The sequence below is a fragment of the Algoriphagus locisalis genome (genome assembly GCF_900116615.1).
Lineage (GTDB): Bacteria > Bacteroidota > Bacteroidia > Cytophagales > Cyclobacteriaceae > Algoriphagus > Algoriphagus locisalis.
On the sequence record NZ_FPBF01000003.1, the window covers coordinates 584,301 to 606,735 of the forward strand.

15 protein-coding genes are annotated in these 22,435 nt (G+C 41.2%); 6 read left to right on the plus strand and 9 right to left on the minus strand.

From position 1 onward, the window contains the following. Window position 1: 1 nt before the first annotated feature. The 3 genes from BM386_RS11495 to BM386_RS11505 form a co-directional block, all read right to left on the minus strand. Entirely contained in the window at window positions 2-2,698 is a 2,697-nt protein-coding gene (locus tag BM386_RS11495; RefSeq protein WP_170857085.1) for a TonB-dependent receptor, read from the minus strand. A 67-nt stretch (window positions 2,699-2,765) separates the two neighbouring features. After that, window positions 2,766-4,232 (minus strand): SusD/RagB family nutrient-binding outer membrane lipoprotein, encoded by a 1,467-nt coding sequence (locus tag BM386_RS11500; RefSeq protein WP_091694043.1) that lies wholly within the window; start codon window positions 4,230-4,232, stop codon window positions 2,766-2,768. A gap of 11 nt (window positions 4,233-4,243) precedes the next feature. Beyond that, entirely contained in the window at window positions 4,244-7,417 is a 3,174-nt protein-coding gene (locus tag BM386_RS11505) for a SusC/RagA family TonB-linked outer membrane protein (RefSeq protein WP_091694046.1), read from the minus strand. A gap of 420 nt (window positions 7,418-7,837) precedes the next feature. Between BM386_RS11505 and BM386_RS11510 the strand changes: the two genes are divergently transcribed. Next, window positions 7,838-8,254 carry a nucleotidyltransferase substrate binding protein gene (locus tag BM386_RS11510; RefSeq protein WP_091694048.1) on the plus strand — a complete coding sequence of 139 codons (417 nt, stop codon included), beginning with the start codon at window positions 7,838-7,840 and terminating at the stop codon, window positions 8,252-8,254. Between the two features lie 69 nt (window positions 8,255-8,323). On the opposite strand, the gene dnaA is transcribed toward BM386_RS11510, so the two are convergent. Continuing rightward, window positions 8,324-9,742, minus strand: coding sequence for a chromosomal replication initiator protein DnaA (gene dnaA, locus BM386_RS11515; protein WP_091694051.1), 1,419 nt, complete (start codon window positions 9,740-9,742; stop codon window positions 8,324-8,326). Window positions 9,743-10,146: 404 nt separating this feature from the next. On the opposite strand from dnaA, the gene BM386_RS11520 reads away from it, so the two are divergent. Further along, the gene (locus BM386_RS11520) at window positions 10,147-11,553 is read left to right on the plus strand and encodes a methylmalonyl-CoA mutase family protein (RefSeq protein ID WP_091694053.1); all 1,407 of its coding nucleotides are present in this window, start codon (window positions 10,147-10,149) and stop codon (window positions 11,551-11,553) included. Next, entirely contained in the window at window positions 11,550-13,673 is a 2,124-nt protein-coding gene (gene scpA / locus BM386_RS11525) for a methylmalonyl-CoA mutase (RefSeq protein ID WP_091694056.1), read from the plus strand. The genes BM386_RS11520 and scpA overlap by 4 nt, the downstream gene beginning before the upstream one ends. Window positions 13,674-13,684: 11 nt before the next feature. Here the strand turns inward: scpA and BM386_RS11530 are convergent, their stop codons facing one another. Together BM386_RS11530 and parS are read right to left on the minus strand one after the other, a co-directional pair. Beyond that, entirely contained in the window at window positions 13,685-14,146 is a 462-nt protein-coding gene (locus BM386_RS11530) for an RES family NAD+ phosphorylase (RefSeq protein WP_091694059.1), read from the minus strand. After that, window positions 14,143-14,604 carry a type II RES/Xre toxin-antitoxin system antitoxin gene (gene parS / locus BM386_RS11535; protein ID WP_244545512.1) on the minus strand — a complete coding sequence of 154 codons (462 nt, stop codon included), beginning with the start codon at window positions 14,602-14,604 and terminating at the stop codon, window positions 14,143-14,145. Before parS ends, BM386_RS11530 begins: the two co-directional genes overlap by 4 nt. Window positions 14,605-14,668: 64 nt before the next feature. On the opposite strand from parS, the gene BM386_RS11540 reads away from it, so the two are divergent. Both BM386_RS11540 and BM386_RS11545 read left to right on the plus strand, forming a co-directional pair. Continuing rightward, a complete protein-coding gene (locus BM386_RS11540; protein WP_091694062.1) occupies window positions 14,669-16,018 on the plus strand; it encodes an AGE family epimerase/isomerase in 1,350 nt (449 codons plus the stop codon). Window positions 16,019-16,113: 95 nt separating this feature from the next. Beyond that, a complete protein-coding gene (locus BM386_RS11545; protein ID WP_091694064.1) occupies window positions 16,114-18,021 on the plus strand; it encodes a TIGR00341 family protein in 1,908 nt (635 codons plus the stop codon). Here the strand turns inward: BM386_RS11545 and BM386_RS11550 are convergent. The 3 genes from BM386_RS11550 to BM386_RS11560 form a co-directional block, all read right to left on the minus strand. After that, entirely contained in the window at window positions 18,011-18,754 is a 744-nt protein-coding gene (locus tag BM386_RS11550; RefSeq protein WP_091694067.1) for a Dph6-related ATP pyrophosphatase, read from the minus strand. The two genes, BM386_RS11545 and BM386_RS11550, sit on opposite strands and share 11 nt — an antisense overlap. A gap of 151 nt (window positions 18,755-18,905) precedes the next feature. Then, on the minus strand, window positions 18,906-19,256 hold the full coding sequence (locus BM386_RS11555; RefSeq protein ID WP_139235894.1) for a DUF2147 domain-containing protein: 351 nt from the start codon (window positions 19,254-19,256) through the stop codon (window positions 18,906-18,908). 180 nt (window positions 19,257-19,436) lie between these two features. Beyond that, the gene (locus tag BM386_RS11560; protein WP_091694073.1) at window positions 19,437-20,969 is read right to left on the minus strand and encodes a M20/M25/M40 family metallo-hydrolase; all 1,533 of its coding nucleotides are present in this window, start codon (window positions 20,967-20,969) and stop codon (window positions 19,437-19,439) included. Between the two features lie 320 nt (window positions 20,970-21,289). Between BM386_RS11560 and BM386_RS11565 the strand changes: the two genes are divergently transcribed. Beyond that, window positions 21,290-22,426, plus strand: a complete 1,137-nt coding sequence (locus BM386_RS11565) for an ATP-binding protein (protein ID WP_091694074.1) — start codon at window positions 21,290-21,292, stop codon at window positions 22,424-22,426. Window positions 22,427-22,435: the final 9 nt, after the last annotated feature.

A 22,435-nucleotide genomic window follows, 5' to 3' on the forward strand; every position in this document is an offset into this window, starting at 1 on the left:
TTTATAATTTAAAATTGTAAGAGATAGATGGAAAAGCACTGCCCAGTACAGAAAGCTGAAACGCATTACCCCTTTGCGTGAAATAAACTGAGAAAGGATTTTTGCGCCCATAGACATTATACACAGAGAACACCCATTCTCCGTCAATGGCTTTCTCCTTTTTCAGGCCGCTTTTCAATGTGAATGACAAGTCCAGTCTATGGTAATCGGGTACTCTATATTGATTACGGTCAGAGAAATTCAGCACAGAAAGGATGTCTTCGTATTGAAACTTCGAAACTGGAACTGTAATTGGTCTTCCGGTAGAATAGGCGAAATTTAGATTCATAGCAAACCTTCTGCTCACTTTATAATTCATCACCAACGAAAGGTCGTGCGGCTTATCATAGTTGGCAGCAAAGAAACTTCCACCGTTGATTTTCTCCTCTTCAAATGGAGATTCATCAAATCTCCTCAAGCTTCTAGAATAGGTATATCCCAACCAACCAGTCAACTTGCCTCGATTTTTTCTTAACAAGAACTCAACTCCATAGGCACGCCCTTCTCCTTGAATGAGATCTGCGTCGAGATTTTCATTGAGCAGAATAGAAGCTGCATTTTTGTAATCTACTACCTGTTGTGTATTCTTATAATATCCTTCTACTGATATTTCGAAGAGATTATCTTTCCAGTTTTTGAATAGTCCAACCGTGTATTGATCTGCAATCGAAGGTGAAAGATTGTACCCAGAAGACTTCCAATAATTCACTGGAGAAATTGCGGCAGTATTGGAAATCAAGTGAATGTATTGATTTGTCCTGTAGTAGCTGACCTTCAAGGAACTGCTAGGCGTAACCAACCAGCGAAAAGATGCCCTAGGCTCAAAGCCAATATAGGATTTGGCTACTTCACTTGAACCAAAACTCAATGTATCTGTAACTGAGGCATTGGATCTAGGTCGATTCGGGTCAAAATCGTAATAGCTACCGCCGAGCGCCAGGTAGTTAGATACTCGAATACCATAAACAAGAGAAGCTTTAGAGGAAATAACGAATTCATCATTCAGATAAATCGCACTTTCCAAAGCATATTCCTCAGGGATATGGATTTCCTCCGCTGTTGTATTTTCAGACCCTGGATTGAAATCACCATTGTTAAAGGCATAGTATAGAGAACTAACACCAAAATCCACCTTGTGAGCTGTACCCAACTCATAGGAGAAATCAACTTTCCCTTGATAATTAAGAATGCCAGAACTGTAGTCGAAGTCGTAGCTCTCTTGGGTATTTCTGATATCACTTTGGAAATCACTGGCTACCACCTGAGTTTGCATCAAAAACTTGTTGCTGAAGCGGTGAGCCCATTTTAGGATACCAAGCTTAGTCTTCCACACATACGCAGTATCGGAAGCAAATTCGAAATTGTCATCACTCAGGTAACTTGAAAAAGTGAGGACATTTTTATCGTCAATTATGTGGTTTATTTTGAAATTCACATCATAAAAGCCAGCAGCACTTTGATAAAGATCCGGATCCTTCATTTGCTTCAGCATCCAGTTCGGATAGGCAGTTCTTCCCGAGAGCAAAAAAGTAGTTTTGTCTTTTTTTAATGGACCTTCTACTAAAAGTCTGGATGAGATCAACCCAATGCCTCCTTGCACGTCGATCCCTTGAGAATTACCATTTCTAAGATTTACATTGAGCACAGAGGAAACTCTACCTCCATAGTTGGCTGGTCCCCCTCCTTTGTAAATTTCCACATCTCTAATAAGATCTGAATTGAAAGCTCCAAAGAAACCAAATAAATGTGAACTATTGTAAACGATTGCTCCGTCCATCATTACTAAGTTTTGGCCTGGATCTCCACCTCTCACATTAAACCCAGATGTCCCCTCACCGACGGAGCTGACTCCAGGAAGCGAGATTAAACTTTTGATTGGATCCACTTCTCCCATGAATGTGGGTAAGCTCCTGATCACTGCAATATCCAAAATCTCCCGACCGGCAATCTTTTCAGAAACTGATACATCCTGACTTCTCGCGGTAATTGTGAATTCCTCCAGCTTCAGGGTTTCATTAAAAAGTTCAACGTTCAATTCACCAGAGTTAATCACCTGAACGTCTATAGACTTAGGTTCATATCCGGCATATTGTACCAGTAATTTATATTTTCCTGGAATGATGGATAGTTCATAGTTGCCGTCCAAATCTGTCACTACCCCTTCGGAGCTATCTACTACTTGAATACTGGCTCCTATTAATGCTTCATTTTCACCTGCATCTTTGATTTGACCGGTGAGGGTCACTGGCAAATTGGAGTTTTCCGGTTTTCCAGTACCTATTAATTGGTATTCTTTTAGATTGAGATCATCTTCATCCCATTGCTCATAGCGATAGGCTTCCAGACCTTCTTGGTTTACTAAGACAAGTAGATCTCTATAGGGAACAATACTAAACCCATAGGTGTTCAGCAGGTTTTTGATGGTCTCCAATGCATCTTCCCCTTTTTTTCCATTAACCAAAAAAGCTTCAATCCCCCACTCTTCTTTGTAGAAAAAACGGATTTCAGATTGATTTTCAATTGCCTCCAAAACTATGGGAAGTGGAGTTTCCACGTAATTTTGATCGAATTTCACAGTTTTTTCAACTGATTGACCAAAGAGAAAAGTGGTTTGGAGAAGTACTAAAAATACAAGTAGTGGAAGTGGTTTTTCTTTCATATAGTAGATAAAGCATAAAAATGCCATCCACAAATTGTAGATGGCATTTTATGTTTTTCAGATTTAATTAGTCAACATCCCACCATACTGGTGTATCCAATCCATCTGCACCTTGACGAGCAACTACAGCTTCGTAGTTGGTTGAGTTAAGGTTCAGTTCAAATAGCGGATAAGCTTGTCTAACTGGGATTTGCTTGCTATCATTTAGCGCATCTTCGCCTGGTTGCAAATCAGGGTAGCCTGTTCTTCTCCACTCTGCCCATGATTCATATCCATTTAAGTAGTTCGCAATCCATTTTTGAGTTACGATTTGCTCAATAGCTTTAGAAGCATCAAACTGCACATAAGTATTGGTGATGTAGTCGGCATAGCCGTCAGCAACACCGTACTGGTCAAGAGAAGCTTCGATACCTTGGTAGTAAAGCGCTTCAGCATCACCGGCAATCCAGCCTCTTTGTACAGCTTCAGCCATAGAGAACAAAACCTGTGCAGAAGTGAAGATGTAGTTAGGAGCATCCTGAGCTCTCAAGTCAGCGTTCAAGAATGAAACATCAGAGTTAGAAATAGCACCTGCTCTAGCTTCACTAAGACCATATGGCATACCTACATACATTCCTCCGATATCGGTAGGATCTGCATATTCAGGAAGTCTTGGATCCATAGAAGCGTTCAGCACACCGCCATTTGCAGTGGTTTGCATTCTGTCCACCAACGTATTAGCAACAGCATAATCACGACGAGTAAGGAAACGTGCAAACCAAGCGTTCTGGAAAGCTGCTTCTGGTAAGTTAGCGTAGAAAATGTTCTCGCTATTGTCTAGAGCGATCACACCATCATTGATAGCAGAAGCAAATTCTGCAGCAGCTGTGGTAGGATCCACCTCAGACATTCTCAATGCCATTTTCATTCTGATCGTATTTGCAAACTTTCTCCACATATCCATATCTCCGTCGAACAGGATATCACCTTGTACAGGAGCAGTAGAAGAAATATTACCTTGAGCTGTCTTCAACGTAGCCAACACACCAGCATATACTTCAGACTGCGGGTCAAAAGAAGGCTGACGAACTCCCTCGTCAATATTCAAAGCCTCAGAATAAGGTATATCACCCCATCTGTCAGTAATAAAACTAAAATAGTAAGACTGAAGAATTTGAGCCACTGCAATTTGGTTCGCATTAGAGCCATATAGAGAAGCTTCGACTTGAGTCTCTTCATTAGTATTCATAATGATTATCTGCTCCAAATCCATCAATACGCCGCTGTAATAACCACCATAGTTGAAAATGATGGTCTGGTAGTTATCAGCACTAGTATATTGAGAGTTAGCCAGATACTGCGAATAGTGTGACCCGGTAGGATCATCTATAGTACCCTTCAGTCCGTTGATGGAATTAGTCAAAAGCGAAGAAGGGATTGCTTGCGTAGTCTGATTAGGGTTTACGTTAGTATCCCCAAAATCTCCTAGTTCACAGGATGTCACCCCAACGGCAATCATCCCAACAAGTATATATTTTGAAATTGATTTTTTCATGTTTCTTTATTTTAGAATCCTAGACGAATGTCAAAACCGATAGAACGAGTAGCCGGCAATTGACCTGAATCTACCCAAGCACCATTGTTTCTGGAGTTTCTAGTATCACCACTCACTTGAGAAGGATCCAAACCAGGTACATTAGTCTTGATCAACCAAGGGTTGTTTGCAACTACTGCAAAGGATGCAGTTCTCACAAAATTTGTGCGCTGAAGAAGAGACTGTGGAAGGCTATAGCCCAATCTGATCTCACGAAGCTTCACATAGCTCGCATCATAAATCCAAGCCTCATGAAGTCCAAATTGTGACTTGAAGTATTCGGAAGCTTCTAGGTAAACATTGTTTTCAGTACCGTCAGCAAAAACACCGTCAAATCTCAATCCACCACCTTCAGAAACAGGGTCACGCATTGGAGTACCTCTGTCGTTATCACCCACAGTCATCTCACCTAAACCAGAGTAAGCATTGAACATATTAGTGATTGATTGGATTTTACCACCAATTTGCCAGTCAATAGTGAAGCTCAATTCAAAACCTTTATAACTCACTCTATTGAAAATACCACCTGTGTAATCAGGAAGTAAAGTACCCAATACTTGGTTTTGCTCAGTCATAGGATAGCCATCTTCATCTATTAGGATGTTTCCAGCTTCATCTCTTTGGAATTTCTCACCAATGATAGTTCCCCAGTCTTCACCTACTTTAGCTCTCGCTGAAATAGATCCCCATCCACCGCTTACACGGTCTCCAAGAAATCCATTTGCAAGTTGGATCGCATCAATACCTGGATAGATTTCTTCGATTACGTTTCTGCTTCTCGCAATGTTTAAGTTAACATCCCAGTTGAAGTTAGAAGTTTGAATTGGAGTACCTCCGATTGTAGCATCCCATCCACGTGTAAATGTCTTACCCGCATTGATCGTGTAAGAAGAAATACCAGTAGTGCTAGGCACCTCAGTACTTAGGATCTCATTCGTATTATCATAGTAGTAGTAAGAGAAGTCTGTTCTAATTCTACCCTGCAAGAACGCTAATTCGATACCACCTTCAAGTGCACCAGTAGTAGATGCGCGAAGATTAGGATCAATCAAAGAGTTAGGATAAGTCATGGTTGGGTTTCCATTGTAAGGAGTTCCCAAAGAGAATGCTGGATCCAACTGATATGGATTAAGCTCTCCACCTACTTCAGCGTAACCAGCGCGTAATTTACCAAAAGATAATACGTTAGTATTTGGCAACAATTCAGAGAAAATGAATGATGCAGAAACTGCAGGGTAAGTAAAGGCATTACTTGTCTCAGGTAGCACAGAATCATAATCACGACGAATAGATCCATCCACAAATACAATTTCTTTCCAACCAAAGCTAGCTTGGGCAAAGATTGAATTCACCTGACGCTGACTGAAGTAGTTAGAAGCATTAGGTCTATTAATGGATGCGCTGATATTGTACAAGTTAGGAACTGAAAGTCCACCAGCAGTAGAAATACTATTTGAAGTGTACTCCTCCATTCTGATATTTCCACCAATCAAAGCTGATACGGAGAAATTCTCAGTCACTTTATTGTATTGAGCCAAAAACTCATAGTTGTCTTCCTTTTCTTGGTATTTACTTTGTCCGTAAGAATCAAGATTCAATGTTCCTGACGCTGTACGTCCGTCCGAGAAATAAGAAGTGAAGTAACGGCTTAGGTTAGCAGATACAGAAAGTCCGTCGATCAACTCATAAGTCAATCCGAATTTGCCGCTGTACGTATCTTTGGTGTTCTCAGCGATGTTACCGTACTGCTCAGTGTAAGGGCTATTCCAGTACAATGGTCTAGGATTTCTTGCTGAGTTGATGTTCCAGCTAGTGTATCTACCATCAGGCATTTGATAATACTTCTTCAACAAGTCCATATCCAATTGTCTTTGGAACCACTGGTTGAAGTTTTGTCCTATACTACCACCTTGATAACCTTCAGTCATGTTACCAAATACATTAGTTCTGTTGTAGTTAGCAAGTGTAGTCAAAGTCAAGTTTTTGGCAAGATCTACTGTTGCGTTTAAGTTCAAGAACGTTTTCTCTTGCTTGGTATTAGGAAGTACACCTGTACGGTTTACGTTAGAAAGTGTAGCAGTGATGTTATAACCTTCACCTGCTTTACTTACTGACAAACTGTTATTAAGAGCTACACCGGTGTTAAAGAAGTTCTTCACGTTGTCAGGATTAGGAGACCATGGTCTAGTCTGACCATACGTATCTGTTCCTGGAGTGAATGCATCCCACTGTGCTACCTGGCGACCGTCCATTCTTGGTCCCCAGCTCTCATCAGCGTAGAACTCAGGAATCAAAGCTCCATTAAGTCCTGACAAAGCTGGATCATCAGTAGCTGGATTGAAGGTGAAAGTCTGGAACTCCTGAGAGTAACCTCCACCATATTCATTCTGATACTTAGGCATTACAGAGACATTCTCAAACGTAGTCGTGTTATTGAAGTCAATGTTCATTCTACCAGCCTTAGCTTTTTTCATGGTGATCAAAATCACACCATCACGAGCTCTAGAACCGTAAAGAGCTGATGCATTCGCACCTTTCAATACGTTGATAGACTGTACGTTGTCCATGTTGATAGTAGCAGGATCTGCGGTAGGAATACCATCCACTACATATAGTGGAGAGCTTGACCCAAATCCTCTTACACCACGGATACGGACAGCAGCCTCACCAAATTTGGCACCAGAACCAGAAATTACCTGTACACCGGATACCTTACCCGCTAGTGCTTCATTCAGGTTAGTTTCTCTAGCTACACGTAGATTGTCAGAAGTCACTTCCTGAGTGGCATAACCCAAGGTCTTCTTCTCTCGCTCTACGTTTAGGGCTGTTACTACCACTTCGTTCAGTTGAGTGACATCATCTGCCAACTGTGCGTCAATGGTTGATTGATTTCCAATCGCAATCTCTGTTGAGGTCATGCCTACAAAAGAGAATACCAATACTCCTCCTGTACTTGGTACAGTGAGTTGATACTTACCGTCAATGTCGGTAATCGTTCCGTTTTGAGTTCCTTTCACGAGGACACTTACTCCGGGTAAAGTGGTTCCATCCGTCGAAGACGTCACCGTACCTTCAATGGTACGGGTCTGGGCCCAGGCTATCCCTGTAAGGACCATCAAGAAAGAAAATAGTAAAATTTTCTTCATAAAGGTTTTGTTTGATTTGGTTGTGATTAATAATTAGTTGAAACGTTAATGTTTCATAATCGTACGGAACAAATATATGTAAATTCGTAAAGCGTACAAATTTCAAGAGACTGTGGAAAGCACCGGTATTTGGAGAAAAGGCTTTTTTTCAATTGCTAATTGAAGACTATTCACCCTAGAACAATTTTTTATAGCTATAAAAATGAAATTCTCTTCAATTTTTGAATCTCATTTCTAAAATTTCGAATTTTTCATCTTCACCATTCATTCGCGATTTTCAATAAAAAAAAATCTTTTTTTTTCCATGCCAAAAAATTAATTCCACTCCATAGATTTAATAATTAGATAACATTCAGTATTTAATATAATTTATTCAACGTATTTTATTATTTTGAATGTATAAGAATATATACCTCTACTATGAAAACAATCCCAAAATCCTGTGCCATACTACTGGAAGATTTTAGTTCTGAACTTCTTGACCTGACCGATTATGCTCAGCGAGCTAAAAACGGGAAGCTAACCGAATCCCAATCCCGGGATTTGCTCAAGCATTTTGAACAAACACACGAGTTAGCCTTGAATGTAATTACACATTATTTCAAACAAATAGGAAAAGGCCCATTTTCAGGATCCAGGGATTTAACAGTGGAAGCCTTTCACGCAGAATTAATAGATGACGGAAAAGCCTGGCTGGATATTGTGATCGATAGAATTCAATACAATCCAATCTATGAAATCGATACGCAGGAAAAATTTCTGGAAAATATCCAGAAACGATACATCAGATTGCTGCAGCGATTTGAAGATACGATGGGCAAAAAGCTGAATGAATAGAAATCAAGTTTGTAAAAAGTAATTTTTGTAAGAAGTAAGTAGTGAAAAGTAAAAGGATTCGAAGTCCTTTTAATAAGACCTCATCTTAAATTTCTTCTTCAATTCCAACACGGCAGTTCTAAAGGAAGTATCAGTTTCCATGAAGTCATTTACATTCTGCACCGCGTGAATAACTGTAGAGTGATCTCTTCCACCAAAGTGGTAACCAATCGATTTCAAGGAATGATTGGTAAATTCCTTGCAAAAATACATCGCTACCTGACGTGCAGTTACTATTTCCTTTTTACGGGTCTTGGCTTTAAGATCATCAAGTGCAATTCCATAAAACTCAGAAACCGTCTTCTGGATAAAATCAACTCCAACTTCTGTTTCTATATCCTTGATGATGTTTTTCATCACAGTCTTGGCTAGCTCAAGACTGATTTCCACGCGATTCAAAGAAGCGTGTGCGATCAAGGAAATTAATATACCTTCCAATTCACGCACATTGGTATCGACAGTGTAGGCAAGGTATTCCACTACATCGTCCGGAATAATGATTCCTTCCGATTGCATCTTACGACGAATAATGGCAACTCTGGTTTCAAAATCAGGCATCTGCAAATCTGCAGTCAGCCCCCACTTAAATCTAGAAAGCAGTCGCTCCTCGAGACCTTTCAAATCCCGAGGGGGACAATCTGAGGTCATGATGATTTGCTTTTTGCTTTGGTGTAGATGATTGAAAATATGGAAGAACATTTCCTGTGTTCTATCCTTTCCAGCCAAAAACTGGATATCATCAATGATCAACACATCCACTTGCATATAGAAATTGGTAAAGCTTTTCACATTGCCATCCTTGATGGAATCCATGAACTGGTTTACAAATTTCTCTGAGGACACATATAGCACAAACTTGTCTTCAGGGCCATTTTTGATCTCATTTCCGATTGCTTGTACCAAATGCGTTTTTCCCAACCCTACTCCACCATAAACCATCAAGGGGTTAAAAGAAGTAATGCCTGGTTTGGTGGCCACAGCAAAACCTGCAGATCGAGCAAGTCGGTTACAATCTCCCTCTATATAAGTAGTGAAAGTGTAGGTCGGATTCAGATTACTATTTGTCAACGCCTCAGCATTGAGCGACTTCATCTCAAAGGGTGTCTTATCTGGCTCTACCTGAACAGGCGACTTTTTGGCTCCATTATTTCCCTGCGGGAAAGAAACCACATAGGGCTGATTGGAAGAATTCCCTCTATCCACTACTACCGCGTATTCGAGTCTTCCACTTTGACCCAGCGTAGTCTTGATCGCAATTTTTAATTCCTGAACGTAATTATCCTCAAGCCATTCGTAAAAGAATTGACTTGGAACCTGAATGGTCAGCGAAGTGCCTTCAAGTTTGACAGGATTGATGGGCTTAAACCAAGTTGAAAAGCTCTGCTCATTGACGTGCTGTTCGATAACACGTAAACATTCATTCCAAACGGCGCTAGCTTCTGAACTCATTAGAGAAGATTTCTGAAAAACAAAGATCTTGCGGTAGGTGCAAGGGTGTCAAATTTGAGCAAAATTAACTTAAATAAAAAATGGAATTCTTCTTGAAATATTGAGTTTTTGGACATTCACTGGTATTTATTCAAACAAAATTCCAGACCAAAATCTTATTTTGATTCCTAGAATCCTATTGGATGGAATGAAGGCGTATTTACACCCAACTATTTAACTATTCTAATTTCCAATAGCTTGAAAGAATGCGTAAACAAATCGAAATTTTAGTGCAATTCAATTACTTTCTTGATTTCCCTATCATTTCCCTATTTTTGATGAAGGCTATTTTGACGCCCAAATAAAGAATAAGACAGGGTATTTATTTACAGAAATATCGCGCTAGAAAAATTTTAAACCCAACTATGACTACAAATAACTTCTATACATTCCCTCCTTCCTCTAAAGCAGATTGGATTGATCAGGTGAAAACAGACCTGAAAGGAAAGAATTTTGAAACTACACTAACCTCCACCCTTTGGGAAAAAATAAAGATTCAGCCATTCTATACGGCTGAAGATTTAGAAGGCCCAAAGCAAGAATTCAAATTTCATCCAAACACTGAAATCCCAGGTTTATCCCCCAGAAAATGGAATAATTTAGTTTCTGTTTTCCCAGAAAACGAAAAAAAGGCCAATGAAGAAATTCTGCACGCTCTTCAAAATGGCGCTGATGGCCTAGTACTAAATCTGGATGGCACGGAGAATTTGAATCAGATCATGAAAGGAGTTCATACGGAATTTATTTCCACCAACCTTCTACCAACAGGTGAGACAGTCTTGCTTATGCGGGCTCTTCAAAACTGGATTGACGATATATCCCTTAAATCAACTATGCTGTCGGGCACTATCCTTTGGTCGCCCTGCGACGAGTTGTTCAAAAGTCGTGAAAATTTCGAGTCGGCTATCGATCAGGCGGCTTTGGCTATTCAAGATTATAAGGAGTTTCGCAGTTTCTATCCCATGACGATCGATCTTTCCCGCTACGCCAATGCTGGCGCGACAGGAATCCAGGAATTGACTTATGGTTTGGGCGAAGTGATTGAGCTCATAGATAAACTTTCCAAAAAAGCTATCTCTCCTACTCAGGTATTTGAAAACCTAGCTTTCCATACTGCTGTTGGAGACTCACATTTTGCGGAGATCGCCAAAGTAAAAGCTTTGCGAAAGCTGATCGCGGAGTTAGCTGGCAATTACGGCGTAAAAATCCAGATGGAAGACATTCATATCATCACTTCCACCAGCACTTGGAGCAAATCACTTTTAGATAAAAACACCAACCTAATCCGTCAAACTTACGAGGCAATGGCAGGAATCCTAGGAGGATCAAATTCACTTTGGGTGAAACCCGCCGAAAGAAAAGATGCTTCTGTGTTGGAAAACAGGGTTGCGAGAAATGTTTCTTCAATCCTCAAAGAAGAAAGCTACCTGGACAAGGTTATGGATCCGGCAGCTGGATCATTTTATTTGGAAAAGCTTCAGGAGGAAATTGAAAAAGCAGTCATCAAAGGCCTACAAGATTTGGAAGAAAAGGGGGGCTGGCTAAAAAGCTTCGAAGACCGTAGCCTGCAAGCAGCTGTCAGAAATTCCAGAGAAAGCGCACAAAAGAAAATTCTATCAGGTGACACTATTAAAGTAGGGGTTAATAAATACCTCGCCAAAGACAGTTTGGAAAACCACTTAGAATTTGAGCCCATTGTCGAAAAGGACCTCGAACTACTCCCCAGCCGAGCAACCTACTTTGTAGAACAAAAAACCCTGAGCAATGCATGAGACCAGATTTGAATAATTGGAAATCCGTAGAAATTCAAGCCTCACATACTGAAGAAAGCACAAACTGGGAAGCACCCGAGCAGATTTCCATCCCTTCGGTATTCGACGGTGAGCAAATTGCTAAGCTTTCGCATGTGAATTTTGCGGCTGGAATCCCACCTTATCTACGAGGGCCTTACAGCACTATGTATAGTATGCGGCCTTGGACTATCCGTCAATATGCAGGTTTTTCTACCGCAGAAGAATCCAACACCTTTTACCGTAAAAACCTGGCCGGAGGCCAAAAGGGTCTTTCAGTCGCCTTCGATCTTGCTACTCACCGAGGCTATGATTCTGATCATCCGCGAGTGGTTGGTGACGTTGGTAAAGCTGGAGTGGCCATAGATTCGGTGGAAGATATGAAACTACTTTTTGACCAAATTCCTTTGGATCAAATGTCAGTTTCCATGACCATGAACGGGGCAGTGGTCCCGATTATGGCATTTTACATTGTGGCAGCTGAAGAGCAGGGAGTAAAACCTGGGCAACTTAGCGGCACGATCCAGAATGATATTCTGAAGGAATTTATGGTGCGAAACACGTATATATACCCTCCTCAACCATCGATGCGCATCATCGCTGACATTTTCAAGTTTACGTCAGATCACATGCCGAAATTCAATTCCATTTCCATCTCTGGCTATCACATGCAGGAGGCGGGAGCTACGGCAGATATTGAGTTGGCTTACACACTTGCGGATGGTTTAGAATATTTAAGAACCGGGGTAAAAGCCGGTTTGGACATTGATAATTTTGCTCCCCGCCTATCCTTCTTCTGGGGAATTGGGATGAACTACTTTATGGAAATCGCAAAGATGCGGGCAGGCCGCTTGCTTTGGGCAAAAATCGTCAAGCAGTTCAATCCGAAATCCGATAAATCTTTAGCCCTTCGTACACACTCCCAGACTTCGGGCTGGTCGCTTACCGAGCAGGATCCTTTTAATAATGTGACCCGAACAGCAGTAGAAGCTCTTGCTGCCGTGATGGGCGGAACCCAGTCACTTCATACGAATTCACTGGATGAAGCCATTGCTTTACCCACAGACTTTTCAGCCAGAATCGCCAGAAATACGCAATTAGTACTCCAAGAAGAAACGGGCATCACAGATGTAGTTGACCCTTGGGGAGGTTCACATTATGTGGAGTTTCTAACAGATCAATTGGTGCATCGCGCATGGACTTTGATCAAAGAAGTGGAAGAATTGGGAGGAATGGCCAAAGCAATAGAAGCCGGGCTGCCGAAACTTAGAATTGAAGAAGCTGCCGCAAAAAAGCAAGCCAGAATCGATAGCGGAAAAGATGTGATCGTAGGCGTGAATCGCTACCAAATCGAAGAGGATTCAGAAATCGAAGTACGTGATGTGGATAATCAGGCAGTGCGCGAATCCCAACTCGCAAGGCTGAAAAAATTAAAGGAATCCAGAAATCAGCAGGAAGTTGAAAAAGGCCTGGAGAAATTGACTCAGGCAGCGAAATCAGGTGAAGGAAATCTACTTGAGCTGGCAGTGGATGCAGCTAGAAAAAGAGCTACTTTAGGAGAAATCTCAGATGCGATGGAGCTTGCTTTTGGAAGACATCAGGCTCAAGCCAAATCAATCACAGGAGTATATGCAGCAGAAGTGAAAAATCAAGACTCATTTAAGAAAGCAATTGCTTTGTCTGACGAATTCGCAACTCTTGAAGGTCGCCGACCAAGAATCATGGTAGCCAAAATGGGTCAGGACGGACATGACCGCGGTGCCAAAATCATCGCGACTGGCTTTGCCGATATGGGATTTGACGTGGACATAGGACCACTTTTTCAGACACCGGAAGAAGTTGCTCAGCAGGCCATCGAAAACGATGTTCATATCGTCGGTGCGTCATCTTTGGCCGCAGGCCATAAAACCTTGGTTCCGCAATTAATTAATGAATTGAAAAAACTGGGAAGACCAGACATTATGGTAGTGGCAGGTGGGGTAATTCCTTCAAAGGATTATCAGTACCTTAAGGATGCTGGAGTATTTGCCGTTTTCGGTCCGGGAACAGTCCTTTCTGAAGCAGCGATAGAAATTCTGGAAAAGTTGATCGAGGAAGAATAATGGCTAAGATCCTATCTCGAAAAAAATCTGGAATCAAAATCAAAGGGTTCTGTTGAGGTGATTTCCACTTGGTAAAACTGCCTGTGGGCTGGGTTGATTAAGAAATTAAAGTCCCCCTGCACCACTACAGAAGGGACTTTAAAAATCAGATAGTTGTTTTCTGAGAGGAATTTATCACCGATCTCCTGAGTAGAATGTGAATGTGGAATGGATTTCCAATCCTTCGGTAAATCTGAAACCACAATTTCCTTCATCGCTATAGTATCAGGGACTGTAATTTCCACTAATTCATAATCGGTCGGAACATTACCCAGAGGCGTATGCACAGCGATTTCTGCGGTGCAGAGTGCCCGGGATTGGCTGGTGTAAAGAACTGCTTTCCCTTTGCTATTCCACCTTCCGCCCGCCAACTCTGCTCCTTTTCCTGACAGATCGAAAGCATACTTACTTTTGGAAAGTCGGTAAATTTTCATGCTAAAACGCCATACTCGATTCTAGTCAGCTCGTCTTTTAGAAGATTAATCCCAAAGCTGCTATCCAAGAAAGACTTTGGAAGTAAACCGCCCAAAGCAATACAAGGGGTCTCCATCCAAGATTGGAACTTTGACTTCTTTCCAAACACCTCCACACCTCTCTTTTGAAGTAAGGCTATTTCTACTATCTTTTCTGACTGCAAGGAATCGAACGACTTTTGCTCCTTTTGGTAGCGCTGCATCGTGCGCTCAGAAATATGTAGATAATCTGCCCATTCCTCATTCGTAAATGCACTCTTGGAGGCAAACTTCTCAAAATCATCAAACGAAATACCACGCCTCACGAGAGTGATTACATCATTTATAAACTTGTCGTCTGTAGTATTATAAGCTACTTCTGGATCGAAAATGGTAAATTGAGTCATGATGAATGCTTTAGGATCGAATACAACTGTCATAAATTTAACGACATTTGTCAAAGTTTGTTTAAATTTCTCACTTTTTTTTAAAAAAATCACTCCTATGTCATTAAGGTACTCTTCAGCATTACTTCTCTCAGTGCTAATCGCCTGTAGTTCTCCTAAAAGGGAGGAAAATCCTAAAGAAATGCTCGCACTCCAAATGGAAGAGCATCTCAAAACCGAAGTCCTGGATAAATGGTACCCACAAGCAATGGATACCCTAGACGGTGGTTTTTATAGCAATTTCTCCTACGATTTCAAGCTGGAGGAAAAGCAGGAAAAAATGATTGTCACTCAATCCCGGCACGTATGGACAAATGCAAAAGCTTCACTTAAGTATCCCAAGGTCGAATACTATAAAACTGGTGCAAAACACGGTTTTGAGTTTCTAAGGGATAAAATGTGGGATTATGAATACGGAGGATTCCATTGGCTGGTGGACAAGCAAGGAAAGCAGATCGGAAACCCTATGAAAACAGCCTATGGAAATGCTTTTGGGATCTATGCATTAGCGGCATATTACGACGCAAGTGAAGATGAATCTGCTTTGGCCCTGGCACAAGAAGCCTTCCTATGGCTGGACAAGCATGCTCACGATTCGATCCATGGAGGATATTATCAGCATTTGGCACCGGACGGCACGCCCATTTTACGACCTGAGGATACCCCATCCACATCCGATCTAGGCTATAAAGACCAGAACAGTTCCATTCATTTACTGGAGGCTTTCACCGAGTTATATCAAGTTTGGCCAGACCCAATAGTAAAGGATAGGCTGAAAGAAATGCTGCTTTTGATCCGGGACCAAATCGTGACGGACAAAGGTTATCTGACGCTATTCCTATATCCAGACTGGCAACCGGTGAGTTTCAAAGATTCTACAGAAGAAGTAATTACCCGGCATCATTTGCTCGACCATGTTTCTTTTGGCCATGATGTAGAAACAGGTTTTTTGATGATAGAGGCCTCTGAAACGCTCGGCTGGGAAAACGACAGCACCACACATAGAATCGCAAAAAAGATGATAGACCATGCCCTGGAAAATGGCTGGGATGAAAGTGTAGGCGGCTTTTATGACGAAGGTTATTATTTCCAAGACGGTTACCGGGTAACCCATGACACCAAAAACTGGTGGGCGCAAGCTGAAGGAATGAACGCACTATTATTGATGGCTGAGCTTTACCCAAATGATCCTCACAATTATTATGAGAAGTTTGAAAAACTCTGGGATTACACGGACACTTACTTGATAGACCATGAAAATGGGGATTGGTATTCAGGAGGACTGGACAAGCAACCAGAACTAAAAACAGTAGGAAAAGGCAATATTTGGAAAGGGATTTATCACCACTATAGATCTTTGGACCACTGCATAGATCGACTGCGGGAGATGAGTCAAAAATCGGAATAATAATAGCAGTGCATTCCATTTCCTCCAAGGGATAAACCGCATGATTCAGCAAACATTATTTCCTGGCCGTTTCATTTTAACTACTTTCAAGAGTCATGAAGAAAATCACTTTTGTATATGATCCGGAAATAAAACCTGAAAAACTCGATGAGTTGCTTGAAAGGATGGATCCCAAGCCTGACAAAAAGCTTTCATTGGATGAATTATCTGTGGAGAATCTCAATCAAGAGGAATGGCTGGCCTGTTCGCTGTCAGACAATCAGCTTCGTAAACTACTCGATCAGACAAAAGACAAAGAACTAAATGTAGCCCTCCTGCCCCATCCTGAGATGGAACAGGCAAGAAAGGGGTTTGGCATAAATACCAGTTTTGAAACTGCCTGGCAGGAAATCCAGGAGGCTGAAGAAATCCCCGAAACCGATTTGATGCAGGTTGACGAACACTTGACCTTTAACTCCTTAGTAGTCGGCACTTCTCTGAGCATTCTTTATTCCAATGGAACCGATAATTTCTGGGAAGGAGTCAAAACTAGATTTTCCCAACTAATCAAACTTTTCCGAAGGGTAAAACTAAAACCCTATACCATCACTTATAATAACGGGAAAGAGGAAAGCAAAATTGAAATAGCTGCGATGGGAATTTTAGCAGTGGCGCACTGCGAAAGCAACTTGATTTTTCGTCGTGTGATAGAACAATCCGGCCTGGACGATGGCAGAATTCATCTGTTGATTTTGGCTCCAAAAAGCCTTTTCTCTTTGATCCAATTTGGATTACAGAACCTCTTTTTCCCTATCAAAGGTGGAACCCTACCCAAGTTTGTGGGATATATTTCTACAAGTGAAGTATGCCTTAGTTCTTCCGAGCGCATTCAATTTGCGGTGGATGGGGAAGAAAAAGAATCGCAAGAATTAAAAATCTCCCTGGTAGAAGAGAAAATTAAAATCCTACCCGGAGCGAGACTCCAGGAAAAAGAACCAAGTGAAGGTCCAAAATCCATCAATGTAGCGGCTCTTCCCACAGGCCGATTGAAGGAGGAATTACTTCACTCCTATTTGCCATGGGTTCGCCATGCCACAGCGGAAGAATTCAAAGACCTTTTCACACTATTACGGACAAATTCGCAGACTTCCTCTACCTATTTGGTGCTGATGGCACTCTCAACTATGATTGCGACTTTCGGGCTTTTTGGGGATTCTGCACCTGTAGTGATAGGCGCGATGATTTTGGCTCCCCTGATGGGACCAATTATATCCTTGGCTATGGGCATGCTGCGCCAAGATGGATTGCTGATCAAAAACAGCTTGATTACCATCTTCTGGGGTGTAATCGTAGGATTGTTTTTCTCGATTCTAATTTCACTGATTACGCCTTTGGAAGTGCTGAATGATCAGATACTTGCCAGAATCCGCCCGAACCTGCTTGATCTGGGAATTGCAATAGCGTCTGGAATAGCCGGAGCCTATGCCTACTCCAAGGAAGAAATCTCCAAAACTTTGGCAGGAGTGGCGATTTCCGTTGCGCTGGTTCCCCCATTGGCCGTGGCGGGAATAGGAATCGGATGGATGGACCAGGAAGTATTTGGAGGCGCGATGCTTTTGCTCGGCACCAACCTAGCCGGCATCACCATGGCAGCAGCTTTGACTTTTCTGCTCCTTGGATTCAGCCCGTTCAGATTGGCAAAAAGAGGGCTTTTTATCAGTATGGGAATCCTTATTGCGATTGCTTTGCCCTTAGGGTTAAGCTTCAGCAAAATGGTGAAAGAGAACTCGATAATTCAAGATCTCAGCGGCAAGGAAATCCCACATGGACTACTCAGAGAAGTGAAAGTAGTGCAGATGGAACCACTAAAACTTTCAGTGACAATACTTTCTGAAAATGCCCTGGATGAGAATGATTTCAGAGCGATCAAAGCTGAAATTGAGGAAAAGATCGGCAGGCCAGCATCCATTGAATTGACTCTGGGCGTACAATTGGGTGAGCCTATTACCAAAGCTAAGGAGTGAGTGGGATCAGATCACAGAACCAAAATCCGTACTGGGCAGGATCTTGTTTCTTATCAGAAAAGCACTGATCAGAATCATCTGCTGTCTTCGGAGCTTCGTACTTTCTCAGTACTTTTTCTCCAAGCTCAAATTCAATAGGTCTGCTGAAAATCGGCCCATCGAACACGAAAGTATGGAACTCTCCATTTTCCCCACAGGGATCCACATTGGCAGGAAGATCTTTCAAAAAATCCTCATCGATCACTCTTCCCACAAAGCTTTTGTCCAAAAATTGCTCATTGACGCAAGTGGTAATTGTCTTGAATCCTAAATCTAAAAACTCCCGAATCAGTTTATCTGTAGGTTGCTTCCATAGTGGAAAAACACCTTTCAAATCCAACTCAGCTAATTTATTCTCCCGGTAAGTTCTCAAATCTTCCAGAAAAATATCTCCAAAAATTGAGGCAGTAATTCCCTTCTTTTTCAACTCCGAAAGTGTTTCTCGCATCGTCTGCTCATACACTTCCATCGAGGGCATATCCGGAACCTGCATTTTCACTAGGGGAATATCCATACTTTTTGCCTGCATTTCCAACAATTCTGAACGAACACCATGCATTGAGATTCGCTGATATTTCTCACTGATACTGGTTAGCAAACAGGCTATTTCAAAATCCTGAGATTGCTGTAATTTGTATAGAGTAAGTGCGGAATCTTTGCCTCCACTCCAATTCATCAATGCTTTTTGGCTCATGATAGTCTTCAAATAAAAATCAAAAATATTTAAAGCTCACTAAAAGAATAGCCTTAGGGCTGAAATTTAAAGCCATTTGTTCATATAAAAGAAAAACCTGTTTCGACAGACATTCTGTAGAAACAGGTTTTGACAAAATCAATGGCTTTAATTATTCCTTTACTCGTGTAAGTTTCATTTCTCCTCGTTGAGAAACTACCTTAAGTTCGTCCTTCGAAATTACTTCACCAGTATGGGATACTGTCATATCTTGGATAGCAAAATCATAGCTGAATTTATTGCCCTCCACTTTTCCCTTTTCCAAAGGAATTTCACCCATTTGGCTTGCTATCGTTCCAGTTAAAACTCCATCGGCAACTTTATAATAGAATGTTAACTCCATTTCACCTTGTGGACCAGCAAGTGTTGTTTTCCATTTTCCGGTGATATCACTTTGTGCATAAGCTGACATGCTTGCTAAAATTAATGCAAAGCATAACACTGATAATTTTTTGAAATTCATGATTATTAAGGGTTAAGGTTTAAATGATAAAAAGAGCTTCATCCTGAAGGATTCTAACATAATTAGTTTCCCAAAGTCAGAGAACCTCAAAAAGTAGTTAATAATCAGATAATTAGCAAACTAAAAAACCGGATATAAATCGCTTTATATCCGGTTTGATTTGGTTGATGGTATGTTAATCTATTCTGTTTTTGGTAATTCTTTTCTAGGAAGCAGCTCGTCTCTTTGTGCTGTATTATACACAAAAGAAGCGATTACTACTGCCATTTGCTTCAAATCATCAAGCTCCAATCGTTCAAAGGTATCCATATTCGTATGGTGTGTACGCGTACGGTATTCTATGGGATCCTGTATAAACTGGAAACCAGGAATGCTCAAGGCATCAAAACTCTGGTGATCTGTACCACCTGTGTTGCTGATGGTGATCGTACGATCTTCTACGATATCATCCAATGGCAGAAACCACTCATTGAAAATTGGCTCTACCGCAGCATTTCCCTGAAGGTAGATTCCACGAACTTTTCCAGTACCGTTATCGATGTTGTAATACGCAGAAATCTTCTCATACTCAGGCTTCATTTCCATAGTAGTACGATCGCCAAAATGGTTTAGCACATATCCTCGTGAACCGTGAAGACCTTGCTCCTCCCCACCCCAAAGTGCAATTCGAACAGTTCTCTTCGGCTGAAGTCCGGTAGCTTTCAAGATTCTTACAGCTTCCATCATGACGATACAACCAGCAGCATTATCAGTTGCTCCACCAGCTCCATGCCAAGAATCCAAGTGCCCACCAAGCATTACAACCTCCGATTTCAATGTAGGATCTGAACCAGGAATCTCAGCGATGACATTGTATCCTTGAAGATCCTCAGTTCTATATCTTGTTTTTATTTCCGCTTCCACTTCCACTTCTACACCATTTTCACTTAATCGTGCCATCAAATTCACGTTTTCTGGTGCAGTTTCCAGTTCTGGAATACCTTCAGGAGTATCTTTCAAATATCCTCTCGGGCTGCTGGTGAAAAGTGTTCCGTGACGACCATTTACCCCTTTGATAATCAGAGCTGCACCCTCCTCGGCGATAAACTCATTTACCTTTTGCGCAAAAGCCCTTGCTGCCCTGTACTGAGCAAGCATCTCAGGGGTATAACTGGTATTGCCTCGGGGAGCCGGGTGCTCCATTCCATGCAATTGCTCTACGGTATATCGAACTGCATCAGGCTCAAAAGTCGGCTCCTGTGTCCCAGTTGGTTTGATCGCTATGATCGCACCTTTCAGTTTACCCTTGTACTTGGCAAAGTCTTCTTCTTTTTGAATATCCAGGAAAACCACTTTACCACTTACCTCGCCTTTCGTGCTTTCTGTCCAAGCTTTGGGGATTGCAATAAATGGCATATAGTACGGGGAAGTCATTGCTACGTAACTTTTCTCCATTTCCCAGCCACGTCCAAACTCTCCCCAAGGTTCAGTAGCTGCATTGACTAATCCCCAATCGGAAAGTTGCTGGACAGCATATTCAGTTGCGCGTTCGTAGCCTTCAGAATTACTCAATCTTGGACCGGCTTTGTCCACCAATTGAAATGCGATTTCCTCTACTTTAGAATTTTCGAAGCCTTCTTTTTTGATTTTCTCAATTGCTTCAAGTTCTACTTCCTGAGCAAAAGTCATCCCGGCCAAAAGCAACGCCGGCAGGATTAATAATTTTCTCTTCATAAATATCGGGGTTAAGGATTGGTAAAATCTAATTGAATTTGTGTAAAAGAATAAATTCTAGGGTGAAATTAAACCAAAAATCAAAGGAATAAATGCTACTTGTGTAAAATTCAGACCAAATCACAAGACTCCATTTACTGAATTTGGGCTCAAATACTATATAAATCTTTATACTACGAAAAAGTAAAAAATGTAAATTAGGCTGAGTGAACGACTCAATTAATGTAAATTGCGCTGGTCAACCAACCTAATTAATGTAAATTGCGCTGGTCAACCAACCTAATTATCAATTTCTGACTTAATACTTCAATTTTAAAAAGATGGAAATTCCTAGATTCATTGAGCAAAAGCTTTCACATCAAATCGGAAAGCAAAAAGTTTTAATGCTCTACGGTAGCAGAAGAACCGGAAAAACTACGATCATCGAAAACATCGTCAAGAAGTATATGGACGAGACGCTCATGTTACTTGGTGAGGACGTTCAAGTATCTGAATATTTGCAAAACAGGACAGTATCCAATTATAAACAATTGATTGGTGACAAAAAACTTATCATCATAGATGAAGCTCAGGCAATACCCAATATTGGCAAAATCTTAAAACTTATGATTGATTCTATAAAAGGGATCACTATCATCGCTACAGGAAGTAGCAGCTTGGATTTGGTGAATGATGCAGGAGAACCGTTAGTCGGTCGGCAAATTGAATTTCAGCTTTTCCCACTTGCTCAAGTAGAATTTAGCATGATTGAAAACAGGCTTGAAACTCTTAATCAACTTCCAAATCGACTTATATATGGTGGATATCCTGAGTTGGTTCATCTTCCCTCTCTAAATGAAAAAGAGGAGTACCTCAAATCATTAGTCAATTCATACCTTTTGAAAGATCTATTGGCTTTGACTATGATAAAAGGAGCGGATGTCTTATTGCGCCTTTTGAAACTTCTAGCCTTCCAAGTAGGAAGCCAAGTAAGCACCGTTGAACTTGGAAATAGTCTTCAAATCAATAAAGAAACTGTTGATCGGTACCTTGATTTACTTTCAAAGGTATTTATCATTTTTCCACTGGGAGGCTTTAGTCAAAACTTGCGAAAGGAAGTTTCGAAGTCAAAAAAATGGTATTTCTATGATAATGGAATAAGAAATGCGCTGATCAATAATTTTAGTCCATTAAACTTCAGGAATGATGTGGGAGCACTGTGGGAGCAGTGGATAATAGTCGAACGGATGAAGTTCAACAACTCAAAAGGATACGCTCCGCAGTATTATTTTTGGAGGACCTACGATGGACAGGAAATTGATTTGTTGGAAGTCAACAGTAATCAGGAAATGCAGGCTATCGAATGTAAATGGGGAGCTGCCAAGGCAAAAATCCCCGCTGCATTTGGAAAGGCATATCCTCATGCACATTGGTCAGCCATAAATAAGGACAACTTTAGTGAATGGGTGATCGACTAAATCACCTAT